General features: G+C 69.2%; 17 protein-coding genes. 8 read left to right on the forward strand and 9 right to left on the reverse strand.

All coding sequences use genetic code 11. The features are described 5' to 3' along the window. Window positions 1-15 precede the first annotated feature (15 nt). Window positions 16-918: a transporter substrate-binding domain-containing protein gene (locus DEA06_RS04250; protein ID WP_116646657.1), complete on the reverse strand. Its 903-nt coding sequence runs from the start codon at window positions 916-918 to the stop codon at window positions 16-18. 256 nt (window positions 919-1,174) lie between these two features. On the opposite strand from DEA06_RS04250, the gene DEA06_RS04255 reads away from it, so the two are divergent. From DEA06_RS04255 to DEA06_RS04270, 4 genes are all read left to right on the forward strand, one after another. After that, window positions 1,175-2,335: a serine/threonine-protein kinase gene (locus DEA06_RS04255; protein WP_116646658.1), complete on the forward strand. Its 1,161-nt coding sequence runs from the start codon at window positions 1,175-1,177 to the stop codon at window positions 2,333-2,335. Beyond that, complete coding sequence (locus DEA06_RS04260; RefSeq protein WP_116646659.1) at window positions 2,332-2,811, forward strand: hypothetical protein; 480 nt, start codon at window positions 2,332-2,334, stop codon at window positions 2,809-2,811. The genes DEA06_RS04255 and DEA06_RS04260 overlap by 4 nt, the downstream gene beginning before the upstream one ends. A gap of 4 nt (window positions 2,812-2,815) precedes the next feature. Further along, complete coding sequence (locus DEA06_RS04265; protein WP_116646660.1) at window positions 2,816-3,733, forward strand: AEC family transporter; 918 nt, start codon at window positions 2,816-2,818, stop codon at window positions 3,731-3,733. 102 nt (window positions 3,734-3,835) lie between these two features. Beyond that, complete coding sequence (locus DEA06_RS04270; RefSeq protein WP_116646661.1) at window positions 3,836-4,393, forward strand: DUF308 domain-containing protein; 558 nt, start codon at window positions 3,836-3,838, stop codon at window positions 4,391-4,393. Window positions 4,394-4,442: 49 nt separating this feature from the next. On the opposite strand, the gene DEA06_RS04275 is transcribed toward DEA06_RS04270, so the two are convergent. Then, window positions 4,443-6,437 (reverse strand): S9 family peptidase, encoded by a 1,995-nt coding sequence (locus DEA06_RS04275; RefSeq protein WP_116646834.1) that lies wholly within the window; start codon window positions 6,435-6,437, stop codon window positions 4,443-4,445. Window positions 6,438-6,439: 2 nt separating this feature from the next. Next, on the reverse strand, window positions 6,440-7,204 hold the full coding sequence (locus DEA06_RS04280) for an SDR family oxidoreductase (protein WP_116646662.1): 765 nt from the start codon (window positions 7,202-7,204) through the stop codon (window positions 6,440-6,442). A gap of 121 nt (window positions 7,205-7,325) precedes the next feature. Here DEA06_RS04280 and DEA06_RS04285 point away from each other — a divergent pair, with 121 nt between their 5' ends. The 4 genes from DEA06_RS04285 to DEA06_RS04300 all read left to right on the forward strand — a co-directional run bounded on the left by DEA06_RS04285 (window position 7,326) and on the right by DEA06_RS04300 (window position 10,178). Further along, a complete protein-coding gene (locus tag DEA06_RS04285; RefSeq protein WP_116646663.1) occupies window positions 7,326-7,829 on the forward strand; it encodes an NfeD family protein in 504 nt (167 codons plus the stop codon). Beyond that, entirely contained in the window at window positions 7,822-8,925 is a 1,104-nt protein-coding gene (locus tag DEA06_RS04290) for an SPFH domain-containing protein (RefSeq protein ID WP_116646664.1), read from the forward strand. The genes DEA06_RS04285 and DEA06_RS04290 overlap by 8 nt, the downstream gene beginning before the upstream one ends. After that, window positions 8,922-9,710, forward strand: coding sequence for a glycerophosphodiester phosphodiesterase family protein (locus DEA06_RS04295; protein ID WP_116646665.1), 789 nt, complete (start codon window positions 8,922-8,924; stop codon window positions 9,708-9,710). Before DEA06_RS04290 ends, DEA06_RS04295 begins: the two co-directional genes overlap by 4 nt. A 93-nt stretch (window positions 9,711-9,803) precedes the next feature. Further along, window positions 9,804-10,178, forward strand: coding sequence for an RNA polymerase-binding protein RbpA (locus DEA06_RS04300; RefSeq protein WP_116646666.1), 375 nt, complete (start codon window positions 9,804-9,806; stop codon window positions 10,176-10,178). 44 nt (window positions 10,179-10,222) lie between these two features. Here the strand turns inward: DEA06_RS04300 and lnt are convergent, their stop codons facing one another. The 6 genes from lnt to DEA06_RS04330 form a co-directional block, all read right to left on the reverse strand. Next, window positions 10,223-11,755: an apolipoprotein N-acyltransferase gene (gene lnt / locus DEA06_RS04305; RefSeq protein ID WP_116646835.1), complete on the reverse strand. Its 1,533-nt coding sequence runs from the start codon at window positions 11,753-11,755 to the stop codon at window positions 10,223-10,225. A gap of 45 nt (window positions 11,756-11,800) precedes the next feature. After that, entirely contained in the window at window positions 11,801-14,284 is a 2,484-nt protein-coding gene (locus tag DEA06_RS04310) for a DEAD/DEAH box helicase (protein WP_116646667.1), read from the reverse strand. Continuing rightward, a complete protein-coding gene (tatC, locus tag DEA06_RS04315) occupies window positions 14,281-15,039 on the reverse strand; it encodes a twin-arginine translocase subunit TatC (RefSeq protein WP_116646668.1) in 759 nt (252 codons plus the stop codon). Before tatC ends, DEA06_RS04310 begins: the two co-directional genes overlap by 4 nt. A 63-nt stretch (window positions 15,040-15,102) precedes the next feature. Further along, window positions 15,103-15,357, reverse strand: coding sequence for a Sec-independent protein translocase subunit TatA (gene tatA, locus DEA06_RS04320; protein WP_116646669.1), 255 nt, complete (start codon window positions 15,355-15,357; stop codon window positions 15,103-15,105). Between the two features lie 78 nt (window positions 15,358-15,435). Further along, window positions 15,436-16,410, reverse strand: a complete 975-nt coding sequence (locus tag DEA06_RS04325; protein WP_116646670.1) for a WYL domain-containing protein — start codon at window positions 16,408-16,410, stop codon at window positions 15,436-15,438. Beyond that, window positions 16,407-17,399: a WYL domain-containing protein gene (locus DEA06_RS04330; protein ID WP_116646836.1), complete on the reverse strand. Its 993-nt coding sequence runs from the start codon at window positions 17,397-17,399 to the stop codon at window positions 16,407-16,409. The genes DEA06_RS04325 and DEA06_RS04330 overlap by 4 nt, the downstream gene beginning before the upstream one ends. Window positions 17,400-17,410 lie beyond the last annotated feature (11 nt).

Consider the following 17,410-nt stretch of genomic DNA (forward strand, 5'->3'; position numbering starts at 1 on the left):
CGTGCTCCTCGTGCGTCAGCCTGCGGTGAACGGGTTCAGGACCGGAGCGGGAACCGCGGCATCCTCGATGCCGTATTCGGCCATGATCGCTTCGTACTCACCGCTGTCGAAGACCGCTTGGAAGGCCGCGAGCATCGGCTCTGCAAGCCCGCTGTCTTTCGGCAGGAACATGGCGAGCTGGTCGACTCCGGCACCCTGCTCGTCGGTCTGCATGACGTACCCGTACCTGTCGGGCTGCGCGGCGAGCAGATCGATGGCCGACGCCTGAGTGGTGCCCACCAGGTCGGCGCGATCGGAATTGACCGCGAGGATCGTGGAGTTGGTGTCTTCGAGGCCGATGAACTCGGCCGGCTCCAGGCCCTCGTCGACGCACCACTCGTTGAGAAGCGCGATCTGGCTTTCGGTGACAGACCCTGTGACACCCGCCACCCGCACGCCGCAGACGGCTTCGCTGTCAGGGAAATCGTCAGCGCGGTCGTTCAGATACACGTATGACGTGCGCGTGGTCATCCATACGATCGCGTCGAAATCAGCCTCACGCTCGGGCGTCGAGCGGACCGGCCCATTGAAGCCGTCGTAGCGGCCGGAGAGCATACCGGTCAGCATCGCGTCGAGCCCCGAAGCGGTTTCGATCTCGAAGGGCACACCCAACTGCGCAGCGAGTGCCTTCTGCAGGTCGGGATCGATGCCGGTGAACTGGCCGTCCGCTTCGATGGTGCGGTACGGAGGGTGGGTGTCGCCGGCGAGAGTGATCTTGCCGGCGTCCTTGATCGCGTCGGGCAGTCCGTCGTAGAGCGGCGCATCCGCCCCGACGGGTCCTGACGCCGACTCCGTGTCGGCGGGGGTCGTGCCCGCGGCGCAACCCGCCAGTGCGAGGGCAAGTGCGGCCAGCGGCACGATCGCAAATCTTGCGCGCATGTCTAATCTCCACATCGTTGTGAGGGCGGTCCTCCGACGAGGAGGTCTTCGCCATAATCTCATAAACATTGATAATTGTGAAGCTCAACGATTTGAGGATGCCCGTGGAACACCGCTGCTTCGGTGGGGTGCTCTCAGGCTTCGACGAGAGTGGCTGCGAGATCGTCGCCCACCCTCGGCCGGGCCGCGCCACCGTGGCACGGACGCTCTGAGCTCAGGCGTCGGACGCCCCTCCAGCGCTGTCTAGAGTGGACGTGTGACAGCGCCCGACTCCCCCGCGGACGCCGCCGAGCTGCTCGACGGCCGCTACCGCCTCGAGACGATCGTCGGTCAGGGCGGTTACGCGCGGGTGCACCGCGCGACAGACACATCTCTCGGTCGACAGGTCGCCGTCAAGATCTTCACCGTCGAGGCAGCCGACGAGCGCGATCGCAGGCGACGCGAGTCCGAGACGCGACTTCTCGCCGGCCTGAGCCACGAATCACTCGTGACGCTCTTCGACGCGAGCCTCGAGACCGATCCGTCCTATCTCGTCATGGAGTTCGTCGACGGCCCGACTCTGCGCACCGCCATCGCCGACGGCCCGCTCCCTCCGCGGAAGGCGGCGCGGCTGGCGATCGAGCTCAGCGAAGCCCTGCAGGTCATCCACGCGGCGGGGGTCGTCCATCGCGACATCAAGCCCTCCAACGTGCTCCTCCGCCCCGCGCGCACCGAGTTCGGTGAAGACCGGGCAATGCTCGCCGATTTCGGCATCGCGTCTCTCGTCGACTCCACGAGACTCACCGGCACCGGCACGCTGGTCGGCACCGCGGCCTACCTGAGTCCCGAGCAGGCTCGCGGAGACCGGGCGGGCGCAGCATCCGACGTCTACTCGCTCGGACTCCTGCTGCTCGAGGCCCTCACGTCCGAGCGCGCCTTCGCCCAGCAGACGCCGCACGAGGCACTGGCTGCACGCATCGCCCGCACTCCCGAAATCCCGCCGCACCTGCCCGCCGACTGGCGCGCGCTCCTGAGCGCGATGACCGCTCTCGACCCCTCCCACCGTCCCGACGCGGCAGCGGTCACCCGTGCCGCGCGACGGATCGAGAGCGAGGATGCTGCGCTCTCCCCTGCCGCGCCCTCTCGTGTCGCGAGGAGCACGGAGCTCACCGGCGCGACGGCCGTGCTCGATCCCGGCGCGACCGCAGTGCTCGATCCCCGCACCCGCGTGCTCGAACCGGCGGCCGATGCGCCCGCGAGAAGCACACCCCCGCGCCGGCTCTGGTGGGCGCTCGGTGTCCTCGTGGTCGTGGTAGCGATCGCTGTCACGGTCGGGATTCTCCTTTCCACGGCCGCTTCTTCCCCGACGGATCCTGCCTTCCCCCCTCTCCCCGATCCGCTCGGCTCGCACTTCCGCGACCTCTGGAGCGCGCTGTGATCCGCCGCGCGGGGCTGCTCTCCACCGTCGCGGTCGCCGCGGCGATCGTGCTCGCGGGGTGCTCCCCCGCTCCCGAGGACGGCTGGCGCGATCAGGTCTCCCAGGCGGCCGAGCAGGCCTCGTCGGGCGACTACGCCGCCGCCGACGCGACGCTGGCGACCGTCGAACAGGCGGTGGCGGCCGCTCGCGACGACGCGCGGATCGACGCCGCACGTGCCGAAGAGATCCTCGCCGCCGTCGCGATCGTACGTGCCGATCTGTCGACGCTGGCGACGCCGTCTCCCGCGCCGTCGGCGTCGACGCCGGCGGTCGAGAGCACCACCCCCGCATCCACTCCCACGCCCGAAGAGGCGGACGAGGACGAGCCGGCCGAACCCGATACCGGTCCCGGCGACGGCAACGGCAACGGCAACGGCAAGCCGGGGCCGAAAGACGACAAGGTCAAGGGTCCCGCCGACAAGGGAGACGACGAGTGAGCTCGTGCTGAGCGTCTTGACCGGCTTCCTGGTCGTCGCCGTGGCGATCGTCGTCGGCTACATCGTCGGCCGGATCGACCTGCTCGGGCCCCACGCGCGGTACGTGCTCAGCCGGCTGACATTCTTCGTCCTCTCGCCTTTCCTGCTCTTCGTCGTGCTTGCCCGGGCCGACGTTGCGACCCTGTTCTCCGCACTCCTGCCCGTCTCGATGCTCGCGGCGGCGGTGATCTTCGCGATCTACACGGTGGTCGCGCGATTCGTGCTGCGACGGGGAGTGGGCGAATCGGTGATCGGCGCCCTTTCCGGCGGCCTGGTCAACTCCAACAACATCGGCATCCCGATCTCGCTCTACATGCTGGGGAACGCTGCGTACTCGGCGCCGGTGATCCTCTTCCAGCTGCTCATCGTGATGCCGATCGCCCTCGCCCTCCTGGACGCCGCCACCTCCGGCGCCCGGTCGGCCGGACGCATCCTTCGACAAACGGCGCGAAACCCCATGCTCATCGGCTCCGCTCTCGGTGTGCTCGTCGCCCTGCTCGACATCGACCTCCCCCCGATCGTCTTCGACCCGCTGATGCTCGTAGCCAACGCCTGCGTGCCGATCATGCTGATCTCGTTCGGCATCTCGTTGCACGGGCAGCGCGTGCTCGCCACCGGCGGGCGCCGCGCCGACGTGCTGGTCGCCTCCGCTCTGAAGCTGCTCGCCATGCCGGTCGCGGCGTGGCTGCTCGCGCTCGCGTTTTCTCTCCCGTCTGAGCAGGTACTCATCGTCGTCGTGCTCGCAGCGCTCCCGACCGCCCAGAACGTCTTCAACTACGCCCAGCGCTACGACATCGGCGAGATCATCGCGCGCGACACGATCTTCATCACCACGCTCGGCTGCGTGCCCGTTCTGTTCCTCGCGACGCTGCTGCTCGGCTGACGAGCCGGAGGCAGACGTCGTCGTGCGTCGGCACGTCCCCCACTCCCCGCCCGGTGGGTCTACAGTAAGGGTGTTCTCAGCATTCTCTCAGAAAGGCAGCGCATGTCTGCGACCATCTCGTTCGACAAGTCTGCGGTGACGGCCATCCGCACCGCCCTCGGGATCGGTGGCGTGATCTCGATCATCGCCGGCATCGTGATCCTCGTCTGGCCGGGTCACGCCGCGGAGGCGGTGACCGCGATCATCGCCGTCTACGTCATCGTCGCCGGCCTCGTCTACGCCGGTCTGGGCGTCTTCTCGCGCACCCGTCAGGGGTGGTCGCGAATCGGGCACATCGTGCTGGGCATCCTCTTCGTGATCGCGGGAATCGTCGCCTTGGTGAACCTCGCCGCGGCCACCGTCGGTCTCGCCGTCTTCATCGGTGTGCTGATCGGCATCCTCTGGCTGATCGAGGGCGTCGTCTCGCTGTCGACCCTCGGCGACTCGGGATCGAAGGGCTGGACGATCTTCTTCGCGATCGTCAGCATCATCGCCGGCGTCACGCTGCTCTTCTCGCCGCTGTACGTCGCGATCCTGTGGCTCTTCGTCGGCATCTCGCTGGTCGTACTCGGCATCTTCCAGGTGGCACGCGCCTTCACGTTCGGCAAGACCGTCCGCTGATCCGGTGAACGACGAACGCCCCGCGACCTGGTCGCGGGGCGTTCGTCGTTCACTGGGCGACGGGAAGGTGGCGATCCCACCAGTCGAGGATCGCCTCGAACCGTTCGACACGGTGCCGGGGGCGTCCCGCCCGGGTAAGCTCGTGGTCCTCCCCGGGGAAGATGAGCATCTCTGCTTCCGTGCCCTGACGCTTCAGTGCACTGTAGTAGCGCGTGGCCTGCTCGAGCGGGCACCGGAAGTCGAGCTCGGAGTGGATGACGAACGTCGGTGTGGTGACCTGCCCGACGACCGCCATCGGACTCTGTCGCGCGATCGCCGCCGGGTCGGTACCGACGTACTCGTGCCCGAAGAAGCTGCCGATGTCGCTGGTGCCGTCGAACGTGGCGGGGTCGAGCATCCCGCGCTCGACGATCGCACCGGCGAACCGGTGATCGTGGGCGATCGTCCACGCCGTCATGTAGCCGCCGTAGGAGCCGCCCATGACACCGGTGCGTGAACCGTCGAGACGGGAGTCCGCGGCGAGCACACCGTCGAGGAAGTCCTGGATGTCGGTGTAGTCCACCGTGCCCATCGCCTGGCGAATGGCCCGACCGTGCGCCCGTCCGTAACCGGCGCTCCCCCGCGGGTTGCAGTAGACGACGGCATAGCCCGCGTCGACGAGCACCTGGGTCTCGTCGAACACGCGCACGCCGTACGACGAGTACGGCCCGCCGTGGATCTGCAGGAGCACGGGGAACGGCCCCTCGCCCTCCGGTGCGGCGACCCACCCGTGCACCGGATAGCCGTCGCGCGCGGTGATCTCGATCTCACGCGGCTCCACCAGTCCCGCTTCGCGAAGCGCCGAGCCGAAGCTCGTCACGGGCCGCGCTTCGCCGTCGCTCACGACGGCGAGGTCGGAGAACGAATCGGCCGTGCCGACCGCGACGACGAGGGTGTCGCCGGATGCTGCGTGACCCGACACATCGACGTCGCCGCCGAGCACCTCGGTCACCGTCGCGTCGCGCGTCACGCGCAGCAGTCGGACCCGACCGCGGGTGCGGTCCTGGACGACGGCGTCGTCACCGTCGACCGTGATCCGGCTACCCGGTTCGCCCAGGTCGATCGTCTCGGGATCGGTGAGGCGGCGCGGCTCGCCGTCATTTTCGAGGACCCACAGCGCGCTTCCCGGTGCGACGAAGTCGACGCGGCTCTGGCCGACGTCGCTGGCGATCAGCCACACCACACCGTCGGGCGCGACGGCGACGTCGTCGATCGAGAGCGAGCGCTCCGCGCCCACGAGCTCTCGCGAGCCCGATCCGTCGGCGGCCACGGCGACGAGACGATCGCGCAGGTCGGCAGAATCGGTCTCGATCATGTCGGGGATGACGAGGATCTCGGTGCCGTCCGCGGTCCACGTCGTACCCGACCAGCTTGCGGGGCCGTCGGTGAGCTGGACGGCGGATGCGGCTACGCGAGGCGTCTCGGCGGCCTCCTCGCCCTCGGCGAGAACCCGCGGGGCGGCGTCGTAGAAGGGTTCGCTGGTCGGGTCGGGTGCGGCGATCCGGAACAGGTGCGCCGGTCGGTCGGCGATGTATCCGAGTCCGTTCGCGTGCCAACGGATGCCGGTGATGCGCCGGGGCGCCTCGTCGGAAGCATCCAGTCCGTCGACCGTGCCGTAGCGCCCGCGCTCGGCGACGCGGGCCGTGTACGCGAGGTCGGCACCGTCCGGTGACCAGGAGAAGGCCAGCACGCCTGTCTCGGCATCGGTCGCCTGCAGTGCTTCGCCGCCGTCGACGGGCATGACGAACACCTGCGCGTGCCGCGCCGCGTCCGCACGGAGGAACGCGATCCGCGTCCCATCGGGTGAGAGCTCCGGGCCGGAGTCGGCCGTACCGCGGGTGAGCCTGCGGGGCTCGCCGTCGGGCAGGTCCACGCGCCACACCTGGCCGACGGCCCGGTTCGCGCCGAGGTCGGGTCTCGAGGTCGCGAAGACAGCGAACGACCCGTCGGGAGCGATCGAGGGGCGCCCGACCGAGATGAGCGACTCGATGTCGCGGGCGCGCACCGTCACTCCCCCTGGAACGAGTCGGTGTCGCCCACCAGACGGGTGTGACCCTCGGGGATCGGCTCCACCGCGGCGAGAGCGACCTCCGCGGCGAACTCCGACACGTTGTAGAGGCGTCCGGCCGACTCGCGGCGAGCCGAGATCGCGCCGGGGTTGGCGCGCTCGAGCAGGGTCGCCGTGATCGTGCCCTCGATCATGTCGCCCGAGACGACGACGAAATCGATGCCTCGCTCTTCGAGCGCGGGGATGTGCTCGCGGAGGGCATCCTCACCGGCGCGCTTGGAGCGCGCGACGGGCTCGTACTCCGGCATCGTCGGCGTCGTGCGGATGAAGTGCGCCTGGTGGCTGGTGACGAACACCACTCGCGCGCCGCGCCCGAGGAGGGGAAGGGCCGACTCGAGCACGCCCACCTGCGCGTCGCGGTTGAGCTTCAGCGCGTAGTCCTCGGCCATGCCGGACTCCATGCCGCCCGACGCGTTCAGCACGAGCACGTCGAGGCTGCCGAACGTGCGCTCGACCTCGGAGAACATGGCCTGCACGGACGTCGGGTCGGTGAGATCGGCGCCCACCACGAGCACCCGCACGCCGAGCTCGCGCAGTTCAGCGGCGAGCTTCTCGGCGCGAGGCGCCTTGTTGCGGAAGTTGATCACGACATCGGCTCCGGCCTCGGCCAGGTAGCGGACGGTGTCGGCTCCGATGCCGCGTGACGACCCCGTCACGAGGGCGGTCTTACCCTGGAGCGAACCGGCGGCGAGAGGCTGGGACATGCGAGAACTCCTGGTCGAATCGAGGCGCGGCCGCGGGGATTCGACCTGTCATCAGCCTATCAACGGGCCCGGTCGGACCCCCGGATGTTAGGGTTCGAACACGAGCGGGAGAGGATGCCCGATGTTGCCGGATCTGACGCAGTACATCTGGATCGCCTGGCTGGTGCTGGTCCTGCTCTTCGTGATCATCGAGCTGTTGACCCTCGAATTCACCTTCCTCATGCTCGCCGCCGGGTCTCTGATCGGCGGCCTCGGAGTCTTCCTCCTCGGCGGGCCGTGGTGGCTGCAGGTCGCGATCGCTGCCGCCGTCTCGGCGCTGCTTCTCTTCACGATCAGACCTCTTCTCCTGCGTGCGCTCCATCGCGGCGAGCCGCCCGCGCGAACCAATGTGGATGCGTTGTACGGAATCGGCGGTCGCGTGGTCGCTCCCTTCCTCGACGGTGCCGGCTCCGTCCGCCTCGACAACGGCGAAACTTGGACGGCCCGGCTCTCCGACGCCCTCCCCCATCCCGTCCTCGCGGCCGGCGACCGGGTGATCGTCGACGCGGTGCACGGAGCCACCGTCGAGGTCACGCCTGCTCCCCGAACGATCCCCCCGACAGAGAGTGAGACCAACGATGGTTGACGTAGGGGCCTTCATCGGCCAGATCTTCGTGATCGTTCTTCTGGTGGTGCTGGCGATCTTCGTGGTCGTGGTGCTGTTCCGGGCGATCCGCATCATCCCGCAGGCATACTCCGGCGTGGTCGAGCGGCTCGGTCGCTACCAGCGCACGCTGAGCCCCGGGCTCAACCTCCTCGTCCCGTTCGTCGACCGCGTACGCCCCCTCGTCGACATGCGCGAACAGGTCGTCTCCTTCCCGCCGCAGCCGGTGATCACCGAAGACAACCTCGTCGTCTCGATCGACACGGTCGTCTACTTCCAGGTGACCGATGCCCGGGCGGCGACCTACGAGATCGCGAACTACCTGAGCGCGGTCGAGCAGCTGACCACCACCACCCTCCGCAACGTCGTCGGCGGCTTGAACCTCGAAGAGGCGCTGACGAGCCGCGACAACATCAACGGGCAGCTCCGCGTCGTCCTCGACGAGGCAACCGGCAAGTGGGGCCTTCGGGTCTCGCGCGTCGAGCTGAAGGCGATCGATCCGCCGCTGTCGATCCAGGACTCCATGGAGAAGCAGATGCGGGCCGAGCGCGACCGTCGAGCGGTCATCCTGACCTCGGAGGGCTCGAAGCAATCGCAGATCCTCGAGGCGGAGGGCCGCCGACAGGCCGAGATCCTCCGCGCCGAGGGCGACAAGCAGGCAGCAGTCCTGCGCGCACAGGGTGAGGCGGAGGCCATCGAGATGGTCTTCAACGCCATCCACGTCGGCGACCCCGACGACAAGCTGCTGGCGTACCAGTACCTGCAGACCCTCCCCAAGATCGCCGACAGCGCCTCGAGCAAGATGTGGATCATTCCGAGCGAGTTCACCGAGGCGCTCAAGGGCATCGGCGACGCCTTCGGCGGGCGCGCCGCGGCGACGCCGTCCTCGGCGAAGGAGGGCGTCCGCGCCACCACCGCGAGCAGCAGCACAGCCCAGGAGGCCGTCGACGCCGCACGAAAGGCGGCGAGCGAGGCCGACGACATCGCCGTGCAGGTGCGCAGCAGCATGCCCGGCGGCGCCGGCCAGTCGACGGTCGCCGACGCCGACGCCGCTGCGCCCGCGGACCCGGCGGCGTGACGCACCCCTGGTTCGCGGGGGCATCGGTCCCCCGCGTTCTGGCGCACCGCGGTCTCGTCACGACGGATGCTGCGAGCCACGGCGTCGTCGACAATTCCTTCGCCGCCGTTGCCGCGGCCCACGCCGCAGGTGCCCTCTACGTGGAATCGGACTGCCATCTGACGAAGGATGGAACAGTCGTGCTCTTCCACGACGAGGATCTCTCCCGCACGGTCGGGGATCCTCGGAAGGTCTCCGACGTCACGGTCCGCGAACTCGAAGACCTCATGTCCGGGCGCGGCGGCCTGATCACGCTCGAGCAGGCGTTGGAGACGTTCCCCGACGTGCGGTTCAATCTCGACGTGAAAGCCGCAGCCGCGGCCGAGCCCGTCGGACACCTCGTCGCGCCGGCGGCCGCGCGCGTCCTGCTCACGAGCTTCTCCGACGCACGCCGCCTGACGGCTCTGCGCGCCGCGGCCGAGGCGGGCGCGACCGTGCGGCCGGCCACCTCGGCGGGGCGCGAGACGATCGCCAAGGTGCTCCTGGCCGTGTCGCTGCACTCCCGTCCGCTGGCGGAGCGGGCGCTGCGCGGCGTCGATGCGCTGCAGATCCCGGAGCGCCAGGGAGCGGTCCGTGTCCTCAGTCCGCGCCTGATCGAGACCGCCCACCGTTACGGCGTCGAGGTGCATGTCTGGACCGTGAACGATGCCGCCGACATGCGCCGGCTCGCCGACATCGGCTGCGACGGTATGGTGACAGATTGCGCTGACGTCGCGCTGAGGATCCTGGGCCCCGCGTCACTCTGAGCATCGACTGTGAATGCGAACCGTTCACCCGGTGTTCGGATGGATCGCCCAGGCCGAGACGTTATACCTGATCAGCGACGAGAGGACCACACAATGGCAGACCGCAGCCTGCGCGGCATCCGACTCGGCGCCCAGAGCTTACAGAGCGAAGAGGGCGTCGTTTTCCATGACCGTACTAAGCACACCTACAATTGCACGTCCTGTGGACGTGACAGCACCCTGACGTTCGCCGCCGACGCGGAGGTTCCCGACAGCTGGGAATGCCGCACCTGCGGTGGCGAAGCGCTGCGCCGCGTCGGCGACACGACCGCGACGGTCGACCACAGCGACGACAAGGCGGCCCGCTCCCACTGGGACATGCTGCTCGAGCGCCGCTCGCTCCCCGAGCTCGAAGAGCTTCTGGAAGAGCGTCTCGCCTTCGTCCGTGCTCGTCGCGGCGGCGGCGACGTGGAGCGCATCAGCGCCTGACGTTCCGTTTCGTCTCCTGACGCCGATCCCCTCGGGGGTCGGCGTCAGTTCTTTTCCCGGCGCGCGAACGCGAAACCGCCCAAGACCACGAGGGCAAGCAAGCTCCCCCATCCGACCACGGCCTGCACGCCCGAGCCGATGATCGCGGCGGGGGTGAGCCCCTCGCGCAACGGCACGTCGGTGAGCATCGCCCCGGCGGTGTCGGACGGCAGCGAATCGATCGTCGAACCGTCGGGCGCGATCACCTGACTCGTTCCCACGGTGGAGATGTTCACCACCGCTCGACCGGTCTCGATCGCTCGCATGCGGGCGAACGCGAGTTGCTGCAGGTTCTCGTCGGTGTTGCGGAAGTCGGCGTTGTTCGTCTGGAACATGTAGACCTCGGCACCGTCGCGGACGCCGTCCCAGACGACGTCGTCGTAGATGACGTCGAAGCAGATGGCGAGGCCGACCCCGACGCCGTCCAGGTCGAAGAACGGCGCGTTCGTGCCCGGGGTGTACTCGCGTCCGATGAGGCCGATGAGGTCGGGGGCGAGCATGGCGAAGAAGTCCCGATCGGGCACGTACTCGCCGAACGGCACGGGGTGTGTCTTGTCGTGCAGGTCGGTCGCGCCCTCCCCGGACTTCCAGAGCATCGATGTGTTGAAGATGTCGTCCCCGCGCGCGGTCGCCGCGTTGACGATCAGTGGCGCGTCCACGCGCTCGGACAGCGCGTCGAGGGTGGCCGCCGTCGCGGCGTTCGATAGTGGGTCGGAGTCGATCCCACCCTCCGGCCACAGGAGCACGTCGAGTTCCTCGCCGAAGAGCGGGGCGGATGCGGCGAGCTGAGCGTTCAGGATCGCCCCGCGCTCGCGGCGGTCGAAGTATCCGCTCGGGCCGTTCCCCTGCACGCTGCCGACGGTGAGCGACCCCGCATCCGTCGTCGGGAAAGCGGGGACGACCAGGAGGAGGATCGCGAGCGCGGCGGCGGGCACCGCGGTGACGAGGGCGCGCCACCGCGCCTCGCGGATCCACTGGATCACCGCGGCGACGAAGAAGACCATCAGGAAGGTCAGCCCCGTGACCCCGACCCACGAAGACAGATGGGCGAGCGGACTCTCTGACTGGCTCATCCCGATCCGCCCCCAGGGGAAGCCGGTGTACGGCCACGAGCCGAGAACGAGCTCGCGCATCGTCCAGAGGCCCCCGACCAGCGCCGGAAGCCCCAGAAGACGCCCGACGGGCCCCGGAAGCACCCGCGGCATCCAGCGGTAGGCGAGGGCGATCGGGATGGCCAGCGCCCCCATGATGACCGTCTCGAGACCGGCCAGCGCGAACCACGGCACCACTCCGAGGTAGCGCGAGGTCCAGTCGACGTGGGTGAACCAGAACGACGCGCCGAAGAGCAGCCCGACGAGGAGCGCTCCTCCCGCGCGCCGCCCGATCAACGACACGAGCGAGAAACCGACGCCGACGAACGCGAGCGGCCACCACCCCACGTCGGGGAAGGACAGGTCGAGAGCGAAGCCGCCGACCACAGCGGTGAGCGATGCGGCCCAGAGCGGGAGGACGGGGCGGACGGCCGGAGTTCGGGGCACGGATCTCACCCTAGATCTCCGCACCTGAGCGCTCGCTGCGGCGCGTCACACCGTCGCATACGCGACGATGCCGCGGCGCACCGCGTCGAGGGCCTTGCGGGCCGTTCCCGCGAGGCCGGGCTCGGCGACGAGCGAGATCTGGTCGAGCAGATCGATGGTCTGCTTCGACCAGCGTACGAAGTCCCCCGCCGCCATGTCGGCGTCGGCCAGAACGCGATCCAACGGAAGACCGCGGGCCCAGGAGTGCATCGCGGAGGCGAGGCCCGCCGAGATCGGCTCGGTACCCGGAAGATGGTGATCGCGTTCGAGATCGTCGAGCTGCTGCCAGAGCGTCTCGGTGTCGGACAGCACCTTCCGGAACGCCCCCCGCGGCAGGCCGTGTTCGCCTGGCCCGGCGTCGTCTCGGCGGGGTTCATAGACCAGGCTGCATGCCAGCGCCGCCAGAGCCGCCGCATCCAGCTCCTTCCACAGACCTCGACGCAAGCACTCCGCGATCAGCAGGTCGCGTTCGCCGTAGATGCGTCGCATCGTGCGGCCGGCCGGCGTCAGAGTCGTAACCCCGTCGCGCTCGGCGACGTAATCGAGGGCGCCGAGCACGTCGACGACGCGGTCGAAGATGCGCGCGACCGTGCCGGTGCGCTGCTCGATCTGGCGTCGGATCTTGTCGGTGCTGCGCTTCAGCTTCCAGTACCGCTCCGCCCACCGGGCGTGATTCTCGCGGTCGGGACAGGAATGCGCGGGGTGGCGCTGCATGCGCTTGCGCAGGCTCGACAGCTCCCGCTGCCGTTGTTCGCGCGTCGCGCGCGAGGCGGTCGCGTCGCGACGGTTGAGCTTCTCGAGGTCGGCGAGCTGGCGCCGGATCTCGGAGTATTCGCGGAAGTCGCCCCGATCGCAGGTCATCGCCTTCTCGTACCCGGCGAGCGATTCGTCGGCGTCGCGCACCTGGCGGGCGAGCCCGACGACCGCGCGATCGGCCTGGAACTGAGCGAACGAGGACTCGAGGATCTCGCGCGATCGCGCACGTCCGAACTGGTCGATGAGATTCACGGCCATGTTGTACGTCGGCCGGAAGCTCGAGTTCAGCGGGTAGGTGCGACGTGAGGCGAGCGCCGCCACCGACTGCGGCTCCAACGCCGCGGTCCACTGGATGACCGCGTGGCCCTCCACGTCGATGCCGCGGCGACCGGCGCGCCCGGTCAGCTGCGTGTACTCCCCCGACGTGATGGCGACACGTGCCTCGCCGTTGAACTTCTCGAGCTTCTCCAGCACCACGGTGCGTGCGGGCATGTTGATGCCGAGTGCGAGGGTCTCGGTCGCGAAGACGGCCTTGACGAGCTTGCGCTGGAAGAGCTCCTCCACGACCTCCTTGAACACCGGGAGGAGGCCCGCGTGGTGGGCGGCGACGCCGCGCTCGAGGTTCTCGCGCCAGTCCCAGAAGCCGAGCACGGCCAGGTCTTCCTCGAGGAGACTCCGGGTGCGTTCCTCGACCACGCGGCGGATCTCGTCGCGCTCCTCGGGAGTGGTCAATCGCAGACCCGAGCGGCGCACCTGCTGCACCGCGGCGTCGCAGCCGACGCGACTGAAGATGAAGAAGATCGCGGGGAGGAGGTTGGCGCGCTCGAGGAGAGCGACCACGTCCGGACGGTCGAGTCTCTCGATGCGCTGCGCGTGGGTGTTTCCGATCGGGCGCGCGCCGCGCTGTGACGAACGTCCGCGCTGCGCCGCGTAGCCCGCGCGGCCCGAGCTGCGACCGGCCTGGGAGCGCCGGTTGTTCTCGTACGTCGTTCCCCCCGCGGAGCGCATGCGCAGCAGCTCCTGATTCACCTGCGCAGTGGCGACCCCGGCTCGATCGTCGAACAGCGGCAACAGGTCGCCCCGCACGAGTACGTGCTGCTCGAGCGGAACCGGGCGCGTCTCGGACACGATGACGGCGGTGTCGCCGCGCACGGTGTCGAGCCAGTCGCCGAACTCCTCGGCGTTGGACACCGTCGCCGACAGCGACACGAGTCGCACGCTCGGCGGGAGGTGGATGATGACTTCCTCCCACACCGCGCCGCGGAACCGGTCGGCGAGGTAGTGGACCTCGTCCATGATCACGTAGCGCAAACCCCGGAGCGCGCCCGAGTCGGCGTAGAGCATGTTGCGCAGCACCTCGGTCGTCATCACGACGATGCGCGCCGACCCGTTGATGTTGGTGTCGCCGGTGAGGAGACCGACCTCGTCTGCGCCGTAGACGTCGACGAGCTCTCGGAATTTCTGGTTCGACAGCGCCTTCATCGGCGTCGTGTAGAACGCCTTCTCGCCCGGCTCGAGCATGGCGAGATGGATCGCGAACTCTCCGACGATCGTCTTGCCGGCACCGGTGGGCGCGGCCACCAGCACGCTGCGACCCTCCTCCAGCGCCTGGCACCCGGCGATCTGGAAGTCGTCGAGGTCGAACCGCTGGGACGCGGCGAAGTCCGCCGTCCGCGGGTGGCGCACGCGCTCGGAGGCCCGAGCGAATCGCTCGGCCGGGCTGAGCGAACTCACGCGGTGGCTTCCGGCGGGAGCAGGGTTTCCTGACGCTTCCTGCGGCGGCGGTCGAGCAGCACGGTGAGGCCCGCCGCCGCGAGGTAGAGCACGATGAGGATGCCGGCGAGGCCGAGCATGCTGACGACGTCGGCCGCGGGCGTGGCCAGGGCCGAGAAGATCGTCGCGACGAGGATGGCGACGCGCCATCCCTTGAGGATCGCCATTCCGCTCATCACGCCGGCGAAGTTGAGCGCGACGAGGAAGACCGGGAGAACGAACGCGACCCCGATGAAGATGAGCAGCTTGAAGACGAAATCGTAGTAGTTGGCCGCCTCGAACAGCTGCGCCCCCTGCTGGGGCACGAACGTGGCCATCAGCTCGATGATGTGGGGCATGATGAACACCCCCATCACGCAGCCGCCGAAGAACAGCGGCACGGCGGCGGCGACGAAGCCGATCGTGTACCGCACCTCGGACCGCGTGAGCCCGGGAACGATGAACGCCCAGATCTGCCAGAGCCAGATGGGTGCCGACAGCAGGAGGCCCAGCGCGAAGGCGATCCGCATGCGCAGGTCGAAGCCGGAGGTGACGCCGGCGAAGTTCAGGGCCACGAGATCGGTGCCCCGCTGCTCCGCCACGATGCGGATGGGCTCGGTGAGAACGTCGATCACCGGACCCGTGATGAAGAAGGCGACGACCATCCCGACGACGAGAGCGAGAGCGGCGATCATCAGCCGCCTGCGCAGCTCGACGAGATGCTGGCCGAGCGACATGCGTCGATCGCGCCGCGGCTCACGCCCTCCCACGCGAGGGGGCTCGGTCGTCACCACGACGGGTCAGGGCTTGGGGTCGGTGGTGCCGCGCGCGGGATCCGCCGCGATGTTCGACGCATCGCGAACCTCCGGGGCGACCGGCGATGTGGTGGTCGGGTCGGCGGCGTCTTCCTTCTTCATCTCTTTGATCTCGCTGCGGAAGACGCGGGCCGACTGGCCCATGCTCTTCGCCAGCGCGGGGAGCTTCGCAGCTCCGAAGAGGAGGAGGATGACCGCGAGGACGATCAGGAGGTGCCATCCTGTCAAACCTTGGAACATGAGGGGTCCTTCCGCCGTCGGTGATGTCAGTCTAACGCGCGGTTCTGCGCTCAGGCCGATGACGCGGCTGCGGGTCGCCTATGCGCGGTGCGGGTCGCGGTACTGCGTCAGCGCCGCCTGGGCCCAGGCGGCGGCCGCCCGGCGCGCAGCGAGGGGTTCGAGGATCTCGACCTGGCCGCCCCGCCGGGCGGCGAGACGCTTCAGGCTGTGCTCGTCGGCGACGCGAACCGTCGCCACCGGCTGGTCACCCGACTCGTCGACGACGGCGCGTTCCAGGTAGACACCCAGCAGGGGTGCGACCGCCCGGTCGTACCGCACCCGCGCGACCGGGTCGTTCTCGCCGGGTTCGAACAGCGCCGGCACCGGCTCGCCGCCGTGCGTGACGGGGATGTCGGTGAGGACCACATCGCTCACCCGCTCGAGGTGGAAGGTGCGCACCGCCTCGCGGAGGTGGCACCACCCCTGCAGATACCACTGACCGCTCGCGATGTGCACCTTGACGGGATCGACCGTGCGCGTGGTGGCCGCAGCATCCGGAGCGCGATACGTGAACGAGACCGCGACGCCCCGGCGCAGGGCGTCGGCGACCACGTCGCGCACCCCGTCGACGGGGCCGGGCGCAACGATCACGTCGGCGGGGGCCGTCGCCGCACCGCGGGACAACTTGGCGAGCAGCTCCGTGACGAGGGGGCTGTCGCCCACCCCCGGCAGAGTGCGGGCGAGTTGGAGTCCGGCGAGGAGCGCAGCCGCCTCTCGCGCACTGAGCTTCGGAGAGCGCTCGAGTCCGACCGTGTTGGTGATGACGATGAGGTCGCGCTCGTCGAGCAGATCCCAATTGATGTCGAAGAGGTCGTGGGGCAGCTGCCAGAACCCACCGTCGCCGGGAAGACCGATGACGGTGAGCTTCTCGACCATCGCCCGCATCTGGTCGGGGGTGACGTCGAACTCGTCCGCCGCCTCGGCGACCGACACCTCGCCCTTGCCCACGAGGTAGGGGACGAGCTGCAGCATGAGGGCGGCCCGGTCGGTCGCCACCAGCGGGCGCGCGCTCATGATGGTCCTCCGTGCAGCGCGAGTGTCGCTTCGAGCCGCCGGATGACCTCGTCGCGCAGCTCGGCGGGCTCGACCACGCGCACCTCCGGTCCGTACGACGCGATCTCATCGGCGAAGACGTGCACGTCGACGTAGGGAACGCGGATCTCCTGCCCCTCCGTGCTCGCGCGACGGCGCAGCCGCAGCGCGGCCTCGGTTCCGGGGTGCACGGCCAGCAGCGCGCTCTGGCGCGAAGCGAGCTCGCGGAGTCCGGCCAGACCACGCTCCCCCGCGTCGGCGCGAAGCGTGGGGTCGAACGACTCCTTCGTGACGACGACATCGCCGACGATGCGCGAGAGAAGGAACGTGCGCTCGGCCTCCACTCCCAGATCGATTCCGAACACGTGCCAGCGCGCCTCGTACTCGACGAGGGCGAGAGGACGGATGCGGCGAACCCGGGCGGTCTCCTCACCGGGACGCAGGTAGGAGAACTCCACCGCGCGGCTCAGCTCGATCGCGCGCTGCAGGGGCGGGAACGACGCGTCGCGCAGACTGATCCGCGGCGCGTAGCCGATGATCGGCTCGTCGACCTCGATGCCGAGCGCCCGGATCTTCCGCAGGCCGCTGCGGGCGTCGGCCGAGAGCGACTCCGAACCCCACACGCCCCCGGCAAGATTGAGCAGAGCGACCTCGGCGGGGGTGAACTCGATATCATCCGGCAGCTCGTACTCCGCCGTCGGAACGCGGTACCGGGCCTCGCGGAGGTCGTCGGGATCGGCGTAGTCGCCGATCGTCTCGATGGGCACCCCGAGCCCGCGGAGGTTCTCTTTGTCTCGTTCGAACATCTTCTCGAGCGCGTCACGTGAGGCGCCTGCCTCGGACTGCTCCCGATAGCCCGCGACCGAAGACAGGATGGTGTCTTTGGTCAGCCCCTGCTCGGTGGCCATGAGAGCGACCACGAGATTGACGAGGCGCTCTTCCGGGGCGTTCTTCGAGGCGGGCGAGGGCACCTCTTCATCCT

Origin of the sequence: Microbacterium sp. Gd 4-13 (assembly GCF_003095395.1) — a bacterium.
Classification (GTDB): domain Bacteria; phylum Actinomycetota; class Actinomycetes; order Actinomycetales; family Microbacteriaceae; genus Microbacterium.